The sequence below is a fragment of the Paraburkholderia sp. BR10954 genome (genome assembly GCF_040965775.1).
GTDB classification, from domain to species: Bacteria; Pseudomonadota; Gammaproteobacteria; order Burkholderiales; family Burkholderiaceae; genus Paraburkholderia; species Paraburkholderia youngii.
Window position 1 is genome coordinate 1 of record NZ_JBFRCK010000059.1, and the last position, 17,743, is coordinate 17,743.

The window sequence follows — 17,743 nt, forward strand, 5'->3', positions numbered from 1 at the left end:
GGCACTGCTCGAAGTAGCGCCGCCCCGCGTCGGTCAGACGGATCTGGCGCGTCGTGCGCACGAACAGGCGCACGCCGAGCCGTTCCTCGAGCCGCGCCACCGAGCGGCTCACCGCCGCCGGCGTGACGCTCGCGGCGTTGGCCGCCAGTGTGAAGCTGCCGAGCTCGGCCGCGAGGCAGAAGAGCTCGATGCTGCCGAGCAGCAGATCGTCGAATTTGCGTTGCATGCCTGTCCGCCTTCGTCTATTGGCTCAAGAACCTGTCGATCCCGGCCGCGCGGCAGCGAACGCATGGACGCGGAACTGACGACCGACAATTGACGCCGGAAGCCACACCCGCATCGGCAGGTGCGTGCGCCACGTGTTTCGATGCCATCGATGCGTGCGAGGCATCGAGGCCCGACTGCTCAGTTCCACACCGATTGCAGCCGCTCGATACTTTCCCGCGTTTCGCGCTCCAGCTGCGCCATCAGTTCGCCCGCCGCCAACGACCGCGCAAGCGGCGCAGCCTGGCCCGCCCATTGCGCGCCGTAGCCGAACTCGCCCTTGGCCTTGGCCGCTGCATTGAGTGCCTTGCCGACGTCGTAGGTGATCGGATAGGACGGCGTTTGCGGGGCCTGCGGGTCCTCGCCGAGCGCGGTGAAGCGATTGACGATGCTGCGCGCGAGGCGCCCCGAAATGGCCGACGTGAACGTCGTCGAGCGCGCCGCATCGCTGAGCAACGCGCGGCGATAGGCGTCGTCGATCGAGGTTTCCGGGCACGCGACGAACGCGGTGCCCAATTGCGCCGCCTGCGCGCCCAGCGCGAGCGCGGCCGCGATGCCGGCGCCGTCCATAATGCCGCCCGCCGCGATCACCGGCAGGTCGAACTCGCTGGCGAGGAGCCGCGTCAGCGCGAACGTGCCGAGGCGTTCGTCGCGCGCGGTGGTGTCGAACACGCCACGGTGACCGCCCGCCTCGATGCCCTGCGCGACGATCGCATCCACGCCTGCCTCGACGGCCGCCGCCGCTTCGTCGAGATTGGTCGCGCTCGCGAGCAAACGGATGCCCGCGTGCTTCAGTTGCGCGATCACCGCATCGGGCGGCAAGCCGAAATGGAAGCTGACGACGGCCGGCTTCTCCGCGAGCAGCATCGCCTGCATCGCGGTGTCGACGACGAAGCTCGTGTAGATCTCCGAGAGCGCTTGCGGCGGCGTCGCGCCGTATTGCCGGAACACCGGTTCGAGCCAGGCGAGCCATGCACGCTCGACGGCCGCATCGGGTGTTGCCGGGCGATGGCAGAACACGTTGATGTTGAACGGTTTCGTCGTTAGCTCGCGGGTCTGGTGGATCGCGCGGCGCGCGTTCTCCGAGTTCATCGCCGCCACGCCGAGCGAGCCGAGACCGCCCGCGTTCGACACCGCGGCGGCCAGCGCCGGTGTGGTGACACCGGCCATCGGCGCCTGAATGATCGGCTTGTGGATGCCGAGCGTGCGCAACAACGCGCGGTTGTTCGCTTGAGTGCTCATGTTCCCTTCCCACCGGATGCGTTAGAGGTTCAATGTGGCTGCCAGCTTGCCAGCCGGTCAGGCTCCAGTGCGGCGGTGCGCCCAGCGCGCGAGCCCGCCGCAGGCGATCAGCAGCGCGCCAGTCACGAAGAACACCGCGTGCAGCCCGAGGTGAACGCCGATCACGCCGCCGATCACCGGGCCCACCACCTGGCCGCTGAATTGCGCCGATTGCAGATAGCCGAGCATGCCGCCGGTCCTGCTTTCATCCACCGACTGCCGCGCGAGCTTGCCGATCGACGGCAACAGACCCGCGAGCGTCATACCCATCAGCACGCGCAACCCCGCGAGCTGCCACCACTGCGTGACGAAGGCTTGCGGCACCATTGCCAGTCCCGTCAGCACGAGGCAGGCGACGATCACGCGCCAGCTCCCGAAGCGGTCGGCCAGCGCGCCGAGGCGCGCGGCCGTCAGCATGCTCCCGAGCGCCGAGCATGCCATGACCACGCCCGCAACGCGAGCAAGATGCGGCGCGCTCACGCCGAGATCACCGATGTACACGGTGATGATCGGCTCGATCGACATATTGGCGAGCAACACCATCATTGCCGTGACGAGCAGCGCCGCGATCACCGCGTAGTTGGTGCGCCGCACGGGTACGTCCGAGCTGCCGGATGCGCGCGCTTTGCCGTCGCTGGCCGGGTGAAACTCTTCCTTCACCACGAAGATGGTCAGCAGCGCCGCCGCCGCGATCATCGCGCCGCCTGCGAAGAACGTGCCGCGAATGCCGATCCAGTCCGGCAGCACGCCGCCGACGAGCGGCCCTACCAGGTTGCCCGCGAGCGCGCCCGTCGACAGTATGCCGAGCGCCCAACCCGCGCGTTCGCGCGGCGCTTGGGTGCCCACCATCACCGTGGAAGCTGACGCGTAGCCGCCTACCAGACCGGCGATCAGACGCAGTGCGACCAGTTCGTACACATTGTGCGCCACGCCGATCAACGACATCACCACCGCCATACCGATCGCCGCGCGCACGAGCATCGGCTTGCGCCCGAAGCGGTCGGCCAGACGCCCCCACAGCGGCGCGGTGAGCGCGGTGCCGAGAAAGGTCGCGCCGAACGCGATGCCCGACCACTGGATCACCGCGGACTGCGAGCTGACGCCAAGTTGCCGCACATAGAGCGGCAGGAACGGCAGCAGCATGCTGAGGCTCACGAGCGTCGTGAACGAGCCGAACACGCAAACGACGAGATTGCGCCGCCAGTACTGGACGTTGCGCTCCGCGTAGCCGCGCGGCCGCGCGTCGTGCAACGCAGGCGGCGCCGCGAGCGCCACCGATGAGGACGAAACCGGGGAGTTCATTTCGCGCTCCGTGCGGCCAGCAGATCGACCGCGAGTGCGAGCAGCAGCGCCACCGCGCCGATCGCGTAGAGCACCGGATAATTGCCGCCGCTCGAAGAGAACACGAACGAAAGACCATAGGCCGCCAGCGCCTGCATCACCGCGAAGCTCGTGGTCGCGCGGCTCCACGCGCCCTTGACCGCGGACGGATGGTGCGCAAGCAGTTCGTTCACGCGACCGAGCGCCAGTGGCACGATGCCCGGCGTGAACGCGCCTACGACCAAGGCGGACACCATCAACCCCGCCGCGCCGAACAAGCCCACGGCCGGAATCGCGACCGCAGCGGCCTGCGCCAGATACGCGACACGCAGCGCGCGGCCGAAACCCGCGCGGTCGGCCAGATGCCCCGCCGCGAGCGGCCCGACGATCGCGCCCAAGCCGTACAGCACCCAGAATTCAGCGCCCGCCTCGACGCCGCGCCCCAGCCCGCGTGCCACGAAATCGACGAGAAACAGCATGTGCGGCACGAGTCCCACCGCGTTCAGGCCATATTCGACATAGAGCGAGCGCAGGCCGGCGCGCGGATAGGCCGGGGCTGTTTCGAAGCGCGAATGCGCATGAACATGCGCCGGTGCCGCGTGCTCGGGCCAGCCGTTCCACGCCACCGCGGTCAACCCGAGCGAAACGGCCGCGAGCCCGAGCCACGTCCACGTGAGTCCCTGACGCAGCAGGATCGGCACGATCGTGCCCGATGCCGCAATGCCGAGCCCGATGCCGGTGAAGATCCCGCCGCTCGCGAAGCCGCGACGAGCCGCCGGCACGTGCGCAAGGATGGTGGGCGCGGCGAGCACCATCAGCGCGCCGCCCGAAATTCCCGACGCGAGGCGCCAGATGAAGAACCACAGGAACGACACGGGCACCGCGCAGGCCACGAAGGCGATGGTTGCAAGCAGCATCATCGCGCGCAGCACGGTGGCGGGTTTCGCCACGCGCACCATCGCACCGGCCAGCAGCGCGCCGGCCAGATAGCCGCCGAGGTTCGCCGCGCCGAGATAGGCGGCGGTCGAAGCAGGAAACCAGTGCGCGCCGATGATGGCAGGCAAAAGCGGCGTATAGGCAAACCGCGCGAGACCGATGCCGGTCAGGCTCGCGCTGGCCCCGGCGAGCGTGCCCCGCCAGACGTTGTAGCCGGCCGGACCGGCCGGATTCGAGACGGCTTGCTGCATGACGACTCCCGCGGACCCGTGCTCTTAAGCACCCGATGAAGATGGGAGCAGTCTAGCTCGAGTCGCATTCCGGGAGAATCGCCGCGCTGCGTAAGTCATTCTTCCGCGCGGCGATGGAATCAGCGGCGATCGGCGTCGGTGATCTGCTTCGCCTGTTCGAAATACTCGCGCAGCAGCGGCGCGGCGAAATCGACGAAACTGCGCACCTTGGGCACGGCAAGGCGGCCGTGCGGCGTCACCAGATTCACGGGCAGCGGCGTGTGCTCGCTGTCGCGCAGCACGATTTTCAGCGCGCCGGCCTTGACGTGATCTGCCACGTGATAGGAAAAGAGCCGTGTGAGCCCGCGCCCCTCCACGGCCGAAGCCCGCGCCGCGCGAATCGTGTTGACGATGACGCGCGGCGTGAACCGCACGACCTGCGGCAGCGCCGTTTGACGGGTCGCCGGAAAGCTCCATGAATCGAGCCCGAAATGCGTCATCGAGATGATCGGATGGCTGGCGAGATCGGCGGGCGCGACGATGGCCGGATGCGTGGCAAGATAGTCGGGCGACGCGACCACCACCCGCCTCACCTCGCCCACCGGAATGGCGACGAGCGTCGAGTCCTGCAGATGCGCGATGCGCAACGCCACGTCGATGCCTTCGTCGATCAGGCTCACGGGCCGGTCGAGCAGATGCAGGCGGATCGACGCCTGCGGATGGCGATCGAGAAACGAATCGACGATCGGGCGCAGCACCTCCTCGCCCACTGCGATCGCCGCCGTCACGCCGAGCAGGCCGCGCGGCGCGGAGCGCTCCTCGGCGGCGAGCAGGTCCGCCTCCTCGAGGTCCGCGAGAATGCGCCGGCACGCGAGCGCATAGCGCTCGCCCGCCTCGCTCAACCGGATCGTGCGCGTGGTGCGGTGTAGCAGCGGCGTGCCCGTGTGGGTCTCCAGAAACGCGATGGCCCGGCTCACCGCCGCCGGCGAGCGGCCGAGCCGGCGGCCTGCGCCTGCTAGACTTCCCTCGTCGAGCGTGGCGACGAAGACCTTCATGGCGTCGATACGGTCCATGGCGTGTTGGGTGGTGAACTTGCGCTTAGGCGTGGCACTTGATGGTGCCGCCGTCGTGTGGGTCGGTTAATCCCGCGACGATCTTAGCGGAAGACGACCAACGTCAGAGGAGCCGGCCACAGGCTTGCGGCAAAAGAACGATGGCGGGTCGCATTGAACCCCCCGTCGCGTCGACGACGACGCACTCGAAACGCATCACACCACCAGAATGGCCGTGATCCAACAGGATCGAGAAAGCGTCGTACTGGGTGCTGTTGGCCGTCTTGATCGTGCGCATCCGATAACGGCTGATACCCGGACATCATAGTCCCGTGTCCGCCGTGGGATGGATCGAGTCGGGCGCCAAAGGCATCCATTATCTTCTGTACGCACTGCTGTGGCCGAAGCGGTGTTGGGTTTCGTGCTGTGCTGGTCCGGCAACGAATCGATGAGCTTTTTCGGGCTGCTGATTCCCGCTCCGTTCGCGCCGACCAGCAAGGCCACGCCTCATTCTATCGGCGAGGCGCACGATCTCGTCGGCTGGGCCATCATCGTCATCGCTGCGGTGCATGCCGCCGCCGCGCTGCTTCATCATTACGTGCTGCGCGATGAGGCATTCAAGCGCGTGCTGCCCGGCAAGCCGGGCGGCACGTAGTTCACTGCCGGCAGACCGCGCGCTCAGTCGATCGACAGACAATCGACGCGCGCGTCGATCTGAACGTCGATGTCCTTTTTTCAAAGCGTCCGCTTCGTCGATCACTCCGAGAAGCGGAAAAAGCCGCTGTGCAGCACCACGCGTTTGGCGCCGACATCTTGTCTGTTCATCTGGCCGATTCCTTCTCCGCTTATCTACTGCTGGGTCGCCCCAATTTGTCATCCCCACAATAGATCTCCAGAACTCAAAGCACTCTCGCGGGCGTCCGAATGGCCGCGTCACTTGTCGCCGCAGTTCTCGCCATGGAGTCCAAATCGTCTTTATTTCGGCCGCTCACGTCTCGAGGGACTTGCCGCTTCTTAGCGCCTGAATTCTCTGGCGGCAGTAGCTTGGCGATCGGGCGTGCGTCAGCCCAGTTCTGAACCTCATGTGCGAGCCATCCCACCCTTCGGCCGGAAAGCAATCGTGGTTCGGGGAACGTTTTCTCGCGTACCAGTTGCTGTACGGTCGTCGGTGACAGAGAGAGTGCCTCTGCCACTTCTTTTAGAGAGAGACAGATCTTCATTGCGACTTTACCTTCGTCTGTTACCGTTGGTTCCGGACTGCACTGAGGCGTCGTCAACATGAACGAACGGAGGATTGATCTGCGAGCGATTCATCGTTACGGTTGAGCACGTACATCGGAATTTAATTGGCGGCACTAATTGTGGCAAACGCCCTCAGAGAAAGAAAATTCTGTTTGCCAGCGCAGCCACCAAGCGATGCGCTTCCGGAAAGTTCCGCAGAGAGCCGCTTGCTAGACGACGCTGAGCCGGAAACTTCTCAATGCCTGCTGCTTAGCGTTGATCCTTCTCATTTGAAGTTCGATGGAGATTGGATCCGGCCGGTGTAACGGGAAGTGGAATGCTTCACGCGACGCCCCGTTGATATCTGATCTCGCCCCACTGCCGAACACCCGCGCAATGGTTACATGCGTGCTACTTCTTTGGGGGATATGCCGCCGCAATCGCTTCCAGGCGATGTGACAGTTGCCCCAGCCATTCGCGACGCTCGCTGTCGTAGGTATGGCGGTTATAGACGCCGATGATGCCAGGCTGAACATGCCCGAGGACTGCCTCGGCAATTTCGTTTGGGCATCCAAGGGTCGCAAGCAGCGTCCGGGTTGTGCGTCGAAGATCATGAGCTGACCAATGCGTGACGGGTAAACGAGGCCGATCATGGTTCGGAGCAATCTTGCAGTACGGCTGATGGTAGTAGACGCCGTGCTGGACCACGGTCTGATCCATCGCCACCCCACGCGAGGAAGGAAATAGGACCGTTCCCTTGGCCTGATCGAGGCGTCGCCGCACGATTACTTCGGCGCGGCCTATGAGCGGCACGCGCAGATCCGTTGCTTTCTCGTTATGTAGCACTTTGGTCTTTTGCTTGGGGATCGTCCACCAAAGACCGTCGCCTTCGTCTGCGATCTCCGTGCTCTCCATACTGACGATCTCGCCTCCCCGCGTGCCTGTCCAGAGGTAGAGCGTCAACGCATCAGCGACAGTCAGACTGAAATTCGGCAACCACCGAATCAATGTGCCGAGCTCGTCTACCGATAGCACCCTTTTCTGTGTCCCGGTGTATTTGCCTTCAATCTTGCGCCCTTTGCTCTTCAGTTGCCCTCGTAGAACTTCCTTCCACCAATTCGCGGTGTTTTCAGGAAGACGACCGGCATCTAGCGCGTAACGCCAGGCATTACCGAGCTCCATGCGAAGGCGTGCAGCGAGAACAGGCGTCGAACGATATGACTCCAGGAAATCGAAAGCCTGGGCGCGCGTGACAGCAATTGCACGCGTATCCGCAACCGGCCCTAACATCGCCCTGAATATACGTGCGACCTCGGTCGCGCCCTTTGCCTTTCGATTGAGCTCTACATATCCCTGCAGATAGTCGTGGCACAACTGTCTAACGGTGTAATCACCTGGCGATGGGCGATTGGCCTCATTTTCCTGCTTTCGACGCAGCGCGGAGAGTTCCGCACCGGAGTCCCTCTCGATACGACTCTTCTCCCACGCAGCGATAGCTGCGGCAAACGACATTGCCGGCCATTCACCAAGCTTCACTTGCCGCATGCGGCTGTCGATTGGCGACTTGTAGCGGTACGTCCACGATTTGCGGCTCGCCGAAGCTTGGAGTCTTAGTCCTGAAAACCCCTCAAAGGTCATGTGCTCGCCACTGGGCAGCTTAGCTGCGACACGTGCATCAAAGCGCATACTTCCCTCGGCGTAGTTTTTCTGAGAGAAGCATACTCGGCGTAGGTTTGCAGCACAATGCAGCAAAAACCTACGCCAAGGTAGCGAGTTTAGTCGCACACAGAAAAGCGTTGATGTGCCAATTGAGCGAGTTATTCCGATATTTTTTCTTTTTTATTCAGATACTTGAAGCATCCATTGGCTCACTATGGACGAACCCGGACAGGTCTCGACTTGCTACTATTCGTTCTCGTCGAAGTAATGCCCGAACTTCAGCTGCTTCGTGCGGATATAGCGCTCGTTTTCCTCGCGCATCGGAATCGCGAGCGCGACACGCTCGCACACCGGAATGCCGTGCTTCGACAGCGTGTCGAACTTCTCGGGATTGTTGCTCATCAGCCGCACCGACGTGACCTTCAGCGTGCGCAGGATGCCCGCGGCCGAATCGTATTCGCGTGAATCGTCGGGCAGGCCGAGATCGAGGTTGGCTTCGACGGTATCGCGCCCCTGCTCCTGCAACGCATACGCGCGGATCTTGTTCGACAGGCCGATGCCGCGTCCTTCGTGGCCGCGCAGATACAGCAGCACGCCGCATCCCTCAGCCGCGATATAGCGCAGCGCGAGGTCTAGTTGCTCGCCGCAGTCGCAGCGATAGGAGCCGAGCACGTCGCCCGTCAGACATTCCGAATGCAGGCGCGTCAGCACGGACGACTGGTTGGCGACATCGCCCATTACGAGCGCGAGATGTTCGGCGCCGCTTTCGAGCACGCGAAACACATAGGAAGTGAACGTGCCATAGCGCGTGGGTAGCGTGGCGGTGGCGTCGAGAACGACGCATTCGCCGGTGACGGCGCCGTCCGCTGCGGGCGATGAATCCTGAGACGTGAGCATGGCGTTAAGCAATGGTGCAGGCATGAACCCGGCGAGCCGGGGATAAGGTGTGGACTGCGAGTTTACCGCTAATCCGCATGCCGCACCCGGATGCCCCTTCGCGAGCACGGAACGCAGCCCCCCCGCGACAACGGCTGGCGCCCCACGACGGGACCGGCAAGTCCGTGCGAATCTGGCCGAACCAGCGCACATCGTCCGGCGTGCCAGAGGTATTCCCGGTGTACCGCGGGCGAACCTCGCGCCTATACTGGAATCGCCTGTCCCTCACGACAGCGCGCCACTTCGGCGTGCTGCATTGCGAAACGGAGCCGTTCCATGTCAAGCGTTGCACAGCTTCTCAAAACGAAACCGAACCCCTCCAACGTCTACACGATTGGCGCCGACGACTCCGTCTATGAGGCGATCCGGTTGATGGCCGAGAAGGGTATCGGAGCGCTGGTAGTGACCGACGGCGACAGCATCGCCGGCATCATCACGGAGCGCGACTATGCCCGCAAGGTGGTGCTGATGGACCGGTCGTCGAAGGCGACGCCGGTACGCGACATCATGACGAAGGCGGTGCGCTTCGTTCGCCCCGACCAGACGACCGAAGAGTGCATGGCGCTGATGACCGAGCGGCGCATGCGTCACCTGCCTGTCATCGAGAACGACCGGCTGATCGGCATGGTGTCGATTGGGGACCTCGTGAAGGACATCATCGCGGAACAGCAGTTCACCATCCAGCAACTCGAGTTCTATATTCACGGCGAACGACTCCACGGCGAATGACGCTGAAGCACGAGCTTCGCCGAGCGATCGCCTGGCGTTCATCCGCTCGGGACCGGCCGCAAAAAAGGCCCAAGCCAGGAAGAGCTTGGGCCAAGCTACCTTGCGGCAGCGGAGGTTCCTTCGGAAAGAGGAACGCAACCCGCGCACGGATCACACGCTCGCTGGCGAATGGGTGCGGCGCGCTTGATTTAAACAGTACCTGGTACGAAACGCTGTGCGCCCGCGAAAGCGGCGCACAGCGTGGTGCTGCGTGCGTGGTTACCGGTTAGGGAAATTAGTTGCCGAAATACACGCTCTTCGGGCCGCTCGTCGGCTGCGGCTGGGTCGGACGACCCGCTTGCGTCGCTCCGCTCATCGGCGCGCCGTAACCGCTGGTATTCGCGGTCGGCTGGGTTTGCGCGACGGCCGGATTTTGCGCTTGCACGCGCTGTTCGGCGGCCTGGATGTCGGCCGGATATTCCGTGTCGTTCGAGGTCGACGGGTTATAGCCCGCGCGCTCCAGTTGGATCAGTTCGTTGCGAACCTGGGCGCGGGTGACCGGCTGCTGGTTCGATTGCGCGAACGATACGATCGGCGCGGCGGCAATGGCTGCAATGGCAACTGCCTTGATCAGCGATTTCATGATGACTTCCCTCCAATGTGGTTTTCTCTGCATCGCCGACACCGTGGTGTGCAGCGAACAAGTTCAGTCTAGTCACCGCATGAGCAAGGGAAAACCCTTAATTGTGAGATATAAAATTGTGCTGATCGCAACAATGTCGTGGAATATCTCGGAGTCGATGCGCCCCGCATGATGTTCCGGGCAACAATTGTCCGGAACATTCCGGGCGCGGCCGAAATATCATGCGCCCGAATGCGGAATCGTCAGTAGTTTGCGCGGGCCGCTGACGAACGCGCTGCCCGGCTCGAAAAACCGCAGCGGCCGGTGCATCTCGCGCGAAAGGCCAATGCGCGTCGTCACGCCGACCGGTGCGTCGCCGGTTTCGATCACGCCGATCCATAGCCCGCGCCCCGTACACAGATCGTGGCCGTCGAACGCCTGGCCGATGCCGAATGCCACTGTCAGCCGGCCGGGTCCGCGGGCGAGATCGCGCAGCGGCACGCCGGGGCGGCGCGCTTCCATCAGCGCGAGTCCTTCGAGCGGTTCGATCGCGCGCAGCAGAATGCCGGCGCCGACCTCCTCCGCTTCGGACGACATGTTCAGCATGTACGACACGCCATAGGTCAGCCGCACGTAGGCATGACCGCGCGCGAGAAACATCGAGCCGTTGTACGGACGCCTTCCGATAAACGCGTGGCTCGTCGAATCGCCGAGCGGATAGGCCTCGGTTTCGACGATGCGGCCGCTCAGGCGTCCTTCGGGCAGATCGTGCACGAGATATTTGCCGACCATGAAGCGCGCGAGTTCGACCGTATCGACGGGCAGATCGTCGCGGTGTAATGGTCGGATCGGAAGAGCTTCGTTTCGCATGGGCTGGATGTCCTTAAGCCGGTGCTGAAATCCCACGTCATAGACCGGTTGCGATCTACAAATTCGTTGTACCGACGCCTCATTTTCTGCGCCGGCAAGTCAACATGGCACCAATTGCTGTATCGTGTGCTTCCGGCCGGTCACACGGCCGTTTGCATGTTTTGGCGCGCACTTCGCGGCTCGCGGAAACATCCGTGTCGGCTGAAAGTGTTCGCATGGCTGCTGTACCTGTTTCATTCGCATTGAATCCCGCTGTACCCGCTGGTGTAAAAAAAATCGACCCCATCCGGGGGATCGACGTTCTACGACAATAGGAGATGGTTGAATGAAAGCATTCTCGGCAATCAAGGTGATCGGCGGCGCGCTGGTCGTTCTCGCTTCCCTCAACGCGTACGCGCAAAGCAGCGATGCGGCCGCGACCGAAGCGCCGGCGGCAGCGGCACCGACCACCAAGCAGGATAAACAGGCTAATCGCGCTCTGCAGAAGAAGGTCCGCGCGAAGCTCGCACGTACGAAGGGCCTGACCGTCGGCAACATCACCGTGCGCGCACGCAACGGCGCCGTCACGCTGGAAGGTTCGGTGCCGGAGCAGGCTCAGATCGAAATCGCGACGAACGCCGCTCAAGGCGTGGATGGCGTGACGTCGGTGAAGAGCGCACTGTCGATCCGCGCAATTGGCCAGTAAGCCGGTGAACCAGCCGAAGAAGTTGCGGTAAAAGCAGCAAGCTGGCGTCGATGGCGGAAAGCTCCGTCGCGACGCCAATTTCCCCTCCGATCCGTCGCTCGACACGATTACCCCCGGTGCAGCCCTAGCACCGCCCGACGCGACGATTTCCCCGCGCCCTCGAAACCGCGATATGTTGAACGGACGAGTCCGTGCAGCGCGGGTTTATTGGGACAGCTTTTCCCTTATAATTGAATAGCTTAAGGTCGATCCTTAAGATATAACTTCAAGTTCATACACGCACCGAAAGGAAGGCCGCATGACTTCGCCGGTGACCGTCTTGCCCCGTTGGACCCTCGTCGCGCCAGTCATTAGCTGGATCGTGCTCGGTGCCGCCTATGCGATCCCGGGCAATGCGCTGCTGCTCGCGCTGGTCGGCGTGTCGCTGTGCGCGGCCGTGTTTGCCGCCGTCCATCATGCCGAAGTGGTCGCGCATCGCGTCGGCGAGCCGTTTGGCACGCTGGTGCTCGCGATCGCCGTCACCGTGATCGAAGTGGCGCTGATCGTCTCGGTGATGCTGACGTCCGGTCCCGAGAAAGCCGGCCTCGCGCGCGATACGGTATTCGCGGCCGTGATGATCGTCTGCAACGGGCTCGTCGGGCTATGTCTGCTGGCGGGCGGCATCCGCCATCTGGAACAGGACTTCCAGAGCCGCGGCGCGGCGGTCGCGCTGGCGGTGCTCGCATCGCTGTCGGTGCTGACGCTCGTGATGCCGAACTTCACGACCACCAGCCCCGGGCCGGTCCTGTCGCCGCCGCAGCTCGCGTTTGCCGGTGTGTCGTCGCTGGTGCTGTACTGCGTGTTCGTGTTCGTGCAGACGGTGCGCCATCGCGACTACTTCCTCGCCGGCGTGCCCGACGAAGACGTCCATGCCGAGCCGCCGGGCGCGCGCCTCGCAGCCATCAGCGGCGTGCTGCTGCTGGTGAGTCTCGTCGCGGTCGTGCTGCTCGCGAAAGTGCTGTCGCCGGTGGTCGAATCCGCGGTGCTCGGCGCGGGCGCGCCGCCGGCGGTGGTCGGCATCGTGATTGCGTCGCTGGTGCTATTGCCGGAAGGACTCGCGGCGCTGCGCGCAGCGCGCGCCGATCGTCTGCAGACTAGCCTGAACCTCGCGCTCGGCTCGGCGCTGGCGAGTATCGGCCTGACCATTCCCACCGTCGCCGGGGTGTTCCTGTATATCGGTCAGCCCATCGTGCTCGGCATCAACGGCAAGGACATGGTGCTGCTCGCGCTGACGCTGGTGGTCGCCACACTGACGCTCAGCACCGGCCGCACGACGATTCTGCAAGGCGCCGTGCATCTATCGCTGTTCGCGGCTTATCTGTTTTTGTCGTTCGCGCCTTGATCTGATGTCCAATCCGACGCTGGGGCGGACGGTGACTCACTCTTCCCAGTGCTCGACCATCCAGTCGCGAAACAGATTCAGCTTCTGCTGTTGCGCGACCGAGTCCGGATACACGAAGTAATAGCGCCAGCCGGTCTTCAGCACGGTGTCGAACGGCCGGATCAGGCGCCGCGCCGCGACGTCCTCGTCGATCAGCGCGAGGTCGCTGATCGCGACGCCGAAGCCCTGGGCGGCGGCATTGGTCGCCATGTCGAGCGTATCGAAGCTCGGGCCGAGCTCCGCGTCGATCGTGGCAGCGCCCGTCGCATCGGTCTCCGCGACTTTCGCGAGCCACATCTTCCAGTCGCGGTGATCGCGCGTCGGATGCAGCAGCGTGTGCCGCGCGAGATCGGCCACCTGCGCGAGCGGCTTGTCCTTCAGCAGCTCGGGCGTGCAGACCGGCGTCAGACGCTCCTCGAACAGCGACACCGCCTGCACGTCCGCACCGGGCGACGAACCGTAGATGATCGCCGCGTCGAACGGCTCGCTCTGGAAATCGACGTCGTGCTGCCAGGTGGTCGTGATCTGCACGTGCAGATCGGGATACTCGGATTGGAAGCGCATGATCTTCGGCAGCATCCAGCGCATCACGCAGGTCGGCACCTTCAGCGCGAGATCGGTGCGCTGCCTCGTCAGGCGCAGCGACATTTCCTCGATCCGCGCGAAGCTCTCCTTGACCGTCGGCAGCAGCATTTCGCCCTCGGCGGTCAGCGTCAGCCCCTTGGCGTGACGCTTGAACAGCGGAAACTTGTAGTACTCCTCGAGCGCGATGATCTGCCGGCTGACCGCGCCTTGCGTCAGGCACAGATGGTCGGCGGCACGCGTGAAGCTGCGATGCCGCGCGACGGTTTCGAAAATCTGCAGCGCGTTGAGCGGCGGTAGACGTCGCATGGGATGTCGTCCTAGATCAGAAAAAATCATTGCGCGGCTGCGGCAGCGCCCGTCGCCGCCCTGCCCGTAATGCCCAAAGCATACGCGATCGGCCGCGCGCGCACGAGCCGGCGCGCGGGCGAACCCGCATGCGTTCGGCTCATGGCGCCCGAACAATGCGCGTTCCGGCCGATGTCGCACCGCGGTGGTGCGAAAGACCTGCGGCACCCGCACCAGAACCGAGCTTTCCTCATACCTCGATACACCCCGTATTCACCGGTCAGAGATGGTCGTTAACCCGCATGCACCGTCGCCCATAGTCTCCTGTCGCGTCGCTGAACCGCGCGCCGCCGCGCCCGCGCACCGCGAGCCATGAGCGCAGGTCATGCCACCCATGCGCATATTTCGATTGTTGCGTGATTTTGGCAAACCTACAGTGCCTCCACGCACGGTTCATCCGGCAGCGGTCATAGCGATTCATGGGCAACGGGCGTTCATCACAGGAGACCGTCATGCAGCAGATCAAACGCGGTAGAAGGCAGGTCATCAAGACGATCGGTACGGCGCTCGCGGCATCCGCTCTGCCGATGCCGTTCCTCAATCTGCGCGCACAGGAGCACAACTTCAGCGGCAAGACGCTGCGCATCCTGACATGGTCCGACGATACCGGCACGGCCGCGCTGCGCAACATCGCCGCGACCTTCACCGCGAAGACCGGCGCGAAGGTGATCGCCGATCGCGCCGACGGCACCTCCGGCATGGTCGCCAAAGTCAAGGCGGCGGGCGAGCGCCCGACCTACGACGTAATCACGCTCGCCGGCGTCGGCGCATCCGGCCTCGCCGACGCGGGCCTGCTGATGAAGCCCGATCTCGACCGCCTGCCGAACCTGAAAGACGTCGCGCCGCAGTACCGCACCGGCGCGAACGGCTTCGGCGTCGGCTATCTGCTGTGGTCCGACGGCCTCATCTACAACACCGCGACCGTCAAGACGCCGCCTTCGTCTTACGAGGCACTGTGGGACCCGAAATACGGCGGTCGCGTATTCCTGCCGCCGCCCGAGTGGGCCGAAGCGGTCGACCTCGCGATCATCGCCGCGAAGATGAACGGCGGCTCGCAGCAGAACATCGAGCCCGGCTTCAGGAAGCTCGCGCAACTGAAAGACCATGTGATGACGCTCGGCGAGAACCCGAACCAGGTGGCCGACCTGTTCCGCACCGGCTCGCTCGACATCGGCGGCATCTACTCGCCGGCGTTTTTCCCGGACCAGATCCGCAAGCCCGAGTACAAGATGGGCGTGACCTACGGCATGAAGGAAGGCTTCGCGACGCAGCTGATGTTCACGGTGATCCCGAAAGCGCATCCGGGCGACAGCGACCTGATCCACGCGTTCATCAATCATTCGCTCGACGCCGGCGTGCAAGGCCGCATGGCCGCCGACGTGCTGAACGGCCCGGTCAATTCGAAAGCGATGATTCCGGCCGAGAGCCGCGCGTTCGTGCCGAGCCCGCAGCAGATCGCCGAGAAAGCCGTGCTGCATGACGACAAGGCGCTCGCCGTCGTTCAGCCGGCGTGGATCAAGCGCTACACCGAAATCTTCTCGGCGTAACCACGATGCTCGCGCGCTTCCCGCGGCGTGCCGCGATGATGCCGGACGACGCGGCGCCGGGTCCGACGCCCGGCGGCGCTGCCTGCGCTTCCGTAGTCGTCGAGACTGCCTTGACCGCCCCAGCTGGCGGCGCAACGACGCTCGCGAAAGCCCGGCCGTGGCTGCTGCTCGCGCCGATCCTGGTGTTTCTGGCGATCCTCGGCGCGGCCGCGCTGGTCGTGCTGCGCATGAGCTTCGGCACGTCCGGCAACGAATGGCGCAGCTTCACGCTGCAGAACTACGCGGACCTGCTCGACGGCTACTTCCTGAAGTCGTTGTGGCTGACGCTGCGGCTCGCGTTCCAGAGCATGCTGTGCGCGGTCGTGCTCGCGATTCCGGTTGCGCTCGCGATGGCGCGCACGACCTCGCGGCTCGCGCGCCGGCTGCTGCTCGCGGGTGTGCTACTGCCACTGCTGGTCAATCTGCTGCTGCAAGGCTATGGCTGGCTGGTGATCCTCGGCCCGGCGGGCCTGCTCAATCACGCGCTGCTCGCGAGCGGGCTCGTCGAGCGTCCGGTCATGTGGCTGTATCGCGAGCATGGCGTACTGCTGGGGCTGATCCAGACCGCGTTTCCGCTCGCCGTTCTGCCGCTGTCCAGCGCGATGCGTGCGGTGTCGATCTCGTACGAGGAAGCCGCCGCGACGCTCGGCGCAACGCGTTGGCAAACGCTGCGCCACGTGCTGTTGCCGCTCGCGATGCCGGGCCTCGTGTCGGGTGCGCTGCTGGTGTTCGCGTATAACGCGAGCGCGTTCGCGGTGCCGCTGCTGCTCGGCGGCCGGCGCGTGCCGATGCTCGCCGTGCTCGTGCACGATCAGGTCGCGCCGCTGTTGAACTGGCCGGCAGCCTCCGCTGCGGGCGTCGTGCTGATGGTCGCGACGCTCGCCGTGATGGCGCTCTCGCAACGGCTCGTGCGCCGCACCCAACGTCTGACCGGGGAGCCTCACGCATGAGCACGCCGCTGCCAGCTTCGCGCCTGCCGCGCACCGAACCTCGTTCGCCGCGCTTCCCGCGCCTGCCCGATACGATGCCCGGCCAGCTCCGCCGCGCAACCGCGCTCGTGGCCGGCGTCGTGCTGTTTCTCGCCGCGCTGCCGATCCTGACGATGATCGCGATGTCGTTCAGCGCGGCCGACACGCTCGAATTCCCGCCGCACGCGTACAGCCTGCACTGGTATCGCGCGGCGTGGCACAGCTTCGTGTCGCCGGACGCGACCGATACGCTGTCGATGGGCGCCGCGCTGATCACGAGCCTCATCGTCGCGCTATCGACGATGCTGATCGCGACGCTGGTCTCCGTGCCCGCCGCGTATGCACTGTCGCGCTACCGTTTTCGCGGCAAGCCGGCGGTCGAGCAGCTGGTCGCGCTGCCGCTCGTCTATCCGCTCGTGATGCTCGGCCTGTCGCTGCTGCTGGTGTTCAACGTGCTGCCGGTCGAGCTGGGCGTCGGCCGGCTGATCGTCGCGCATGTGATCCTGGCGCTGCCGTTCACGGTGAAGAACTGCGCGGCGTCGGTCGCATCGATCGGCCCCGAGTTCGAGGAAGCCGCGCTCGTGATGGGCGCGAACCCCGGCCGCGCGCTCGTCGACGTGGTGCTGCCGCTGATGCGCCCCGGCATTCTCGCCGGCATGCTGTTCGCGTTCATCGTGTCGTTCAACGAGTTCACGGTCACGTTCTTCCTGTATAGCATCGACACGATGACGCTACCCGTGTGGCTCTATAGCCGCACGGTGTCGTCGCTCGATCCGACCGTGTTCTGTTTCGCGGTGGTCATCGTCGCGATCGACTTCGCGCTGATCTGGCTGCTGGAAAAGCTGATCGGCGACGAAGGCGTCGCGCTGTGAACCCGCCACCTTGCTGGAGCCTGCGATGACCCATCTGACCTTGCAAGCCGTCACGCGGCGCTTCGGCGCCGTGCATGCCGTCGACGACGTCGACCTGAGCGTGCCCGACGGCAAGCTCGTCTGCTTCCTCGGCCCGTCAGGCTGCGGCAAGACCACGCTGCTGCGGATGATCGCCGGGCTCGA

At 64.5% G+C, this 17,743-nt stretch carries 20 protein-coding genes; 8 read left to right on the forward strand and 12 right to left on the reverse strand.

What is annotated here, in order from left to right; translation table 11 throughout:
* The 6 genes from AB4Y34_RS38030 to AB4Y34_RS38055 form a co-directional block, all read right to left on the reverse strand.
* On the reverse strand, window positions 1-226 hold a 226-nt coding region (locus AB4Y34_RS38030), incomplete at its 3' end, for a LysR family transcriptional regulator (RefSeq protein ID WP_368718937.1).
* 179 nt (window positions 227-405) lie between these two features.
* Entirely contained in the window at window positions 406-1,506 is a 1,101-nt protein-coding gene (locus tag AB4Y34_RS38035; protein WP_368718938.1) for an NAD(P)H-dependent flavin oxidoreductase, read from the reverse strand.
* 57 nt (window positions 1,507-1,563) lie between these two features.
* Window positions 1,564-2,847, reverse strand: coding sequence for an MFS transporter (locus tag AB4Y34_RS38040; RefSeq protein ID WP_176384540.1), 1,284 nt, complete (start codon window positions 2,845-2,847; stop codon window positions 1,564-1,566).
* Window positions 2,844-4,052 carry a YbfB/YjiJ family MFS transporter gene (locus AB4Y34_RS38045; protein ID WP_176384543.1) on the reverse strand — a complete coding sequence of 403 codons (1,209 nt, stop codon included), beginning with the start codon at window positions 4,050-4,052 and terminating at the stop codon, window positions 2,844-2,846. The genes AB4Y34_RS38040 and AB4Y34_RS38045 overlap by 4 nt, the downstream gene beginning before the upstream one ends.
* A gap of 119 nt (window positions 4,053-4,171) precedes the next feature.
* Window positions 4,172-5,104: a LysR family transcriptional regulator gene (locus tag AB4Y34_RS38050; protein ID WP_368718939.1), complete on the reverse strand. Its 933-nt coding sequence runs from the start codon at window positions 5,102-5,104 to the stop codon at window positions 4,172-4,174.
* Window positions 5,105-5,207: 103 nt separating this feature from the next.
* Entirely contained in the window at window positions 5,208-5,381 is a 174-nt protein-coding gene (locus AB4Y34_RS38055; protein ID WP_176384545.1) for a hypothetical protein, read from the reverse strand.
* Between the two features lie 99 nt (window positions 5,382-5,480).
* Here AB4Y34_RS38055 and AB4Y34_RS38060 point away from each other — a divergent pair, with 99 nt between their 5' ends.
* Entirely contained in the window at window positions 5,481-5,738 is a 258-nt protein-coding gene (locus AB4Y34_RS38060; protein WP_368718940.1) for a cytochrome b/b6 domain-containing protein, read from the forward strand.
* A 244-nt stretch (window positions 5,739-5,982) separates the two neighbouring features.
* On the opposite strand, the gene AB4Y34_RS38065 is transcribed toward AB4Y34_RS38060, so the two are convergent.
* From AB4Y34_RS38065 to ribA, 3 genes are all read right to left on the reverse strand, one after another.
* On the reverse strand, window positions 5,983-6,363 hold the full coding sequence (locus AB4Y34_RS38065) for a helix-turn-helix transcriptional regulator (RefSeq protein ID WP_368718941.1): 381 nt from the start codon (window positions 6,361-6,363) through the stop codon (window positions 5,983-5,985).
* Between the two features lie 352 nt (window positions 6,364-6,715).
* Complete coding sequence (locus AB4Y34_RS38070) at window positions 6,716-7,990, reverse strand: tyrosine-type recombinase/integrase (protein ID WP_176384616.1); 1,275 nt, start codon at window positions 7,988-7,990, stop codon at window positions 6,716-6,718.
* 219 nt (window positions 7,991-8,209) lie between these two features.
* Window positions 8,210-8,860: a GTP cyclohydrolase II gene (gene ribA / locus AB4Y34_RS38075; RefSeq protein WP_176123077.1), complete on the reverse strand. Its 651-nt coding sequence runs from the start codon at window positions 8,858-8,860 to the stop codon at window positions 8,210-8,212.
* A gap of 315 nt (window positions 8,861-9,175) precedes the next feature.
* On the opposite strand from ribA, the gene AB4Y34_RS38080 reads away from it, so the two are divergent.
* On the forward strand, window positions 9,176-9,628 hold the full coding sequence (locus AB4Y34_RS38080; protein WP_176123078.1) for a CBS domain-containing protein: 453 nt from the start codon (window positions 9,176-9,178) through the stop codon (window positions 9,626-9,628).
* A gap of 274 nt (window positions 9,629-9,902) precedes the next feature.
* On the opposite strand, the gene AB4Y34_RS38085 is transcribed toward AB4Y34_RS38080, so the two are convergent.
* Both AB4Y34_RS38085 and AB4Y34_RS38090 read right to left on the reverse strand, forming a co-directional pair.
* The gene (locus tag AB4Y34_RS38085; RefSeq protein WP_176384547.1) at window positions 9,903-10,250 is read right to left on the reverse strand and encodes a DUF4148 domain-containing protein; all 348 of its coding nucleotides are present in this window, start codon (window positions 10,248-10,250) and stop codon (window positions 9,903-9,905) included.
* A gap of 219 nt (window positions 10,251-10,469) precedes the next feature.
* On the reverse strand, window positions 10,470-11,099 hold the full coding sequence (locus tag AB4Y34_RS38090; RefSeq protein ID WP_368718942.1) for a DNA-3-methyladenine glycosylase: 630 nt from the start codon (window positions 11,097-11,099) through the stop codon (window positions 10,470-10,472).
* 325 nt (window positions 11,100-11,424) lie between these two features.
* Here AB4Y34_RS38090 and AB4Y34_RS38095 point away from each other — a divergent pair, with 325 nt between their 5' ends.
* Both AB4Y34_RS38095 and AB4Y34_RS38100 read left to right on the forward strand, forming a co-directional pair.
* Complete coding sequence (locus AB4Y34_RS38095) at window positions 11,425-11,784, forward strand: BON domain-containing protein (protein WP_176384552.1); 360 nt, start codon at window positions 11,425-11,427, stop codon at window positions 11,782-11,784.
* 298 nt (window positions 11,785-12,082) lie between these two features.
* The gene (locus AB4Y34_RS38100) at window positions 12,083-13,165 is read left to right on the forward strand and encodes a calcium:proton antiporter (RefSeq protein ID WP_368718943.1); all 1,083 of its coding nucleotides are present in this window, start codon (window positions 12,083-12,085) and stop codon (window positions 13,163-13,165) included.
* A 36-nt stretch (window positions 13,166-13,201) separates the two neighbouring features.
* Here AB4Y34_RS38100 and AB4Y34_RS38105 read toward each other — a convergent pair whose 3' ends face one another.
* Window positions 13,202-14,095, reverse strand: coding sequence for a LysR substrate-binding domain-containing protein (locus AB4Y34_RS38105; protein ID WP_368718944.1), 894 nt, complete (start codon window positions 14,093-14,095; stop codon window positions 13,202-13,204).
* Window positions 14,096-14,586: 491 nt separating this feature from the next.
* On the opposite strand from AB4Y34_RS38105, the gene AB4Y34_RS38110 reads away from it, so the two are divergent.
* The 4 genes from AB4Y34_RS38110 to AB4Y34_RS38125 form a co-directional block, all read left to right on the forward strand.
* Window positions 14,587-15,681 carry a PotD/PotF family extracellular solute-binding protein gene (locus tag AB4Y34_RS38110; RefSeq protein ID WP_368718945.1) on the forward strand — a complete coding sequence of 365 codons (1,095 nt, stop codon included), beginning with the start codon at window positions 14,587-14,589 and terminating at the stop codon, window positions 15,679-15,681.
* Between the two features lie 5 nt (window positions 15,682-15,686).
* Window positions 15,687-16,670, forward strand: a complete 984-nt coding sequence (locus AB4Y34_RS38115) for an ABC transporter permease (RefSeq protein ID WP_368718946.1) — start codon at window positions 15,687-15,689, stop codon at window positions 16,668-16,670.
* Entirely contained in the window at window positions 16,667-17,560 is an 894-nt protein-coding gene (locus AB4Y34_RS38120; RefSeq protein WP_176384560.1) for an ABC transporter permease, read from the forward strand. Before AB4Y34_RS38115 ends, AB4Y34_RS38120 begins: the two co-directional genes overlap by 4 nt.
* 25 nt (window positions 17,561-17,585) lie before the next feature.
* A partial coding sequence (locus AB4Y34_RS38125; protein WP_368718947.1) for an ATP-binding cassette domain-containing protein occupies window positions 17,586-17,743 on the forward strand: 158 nt, incomplete at its 3' end.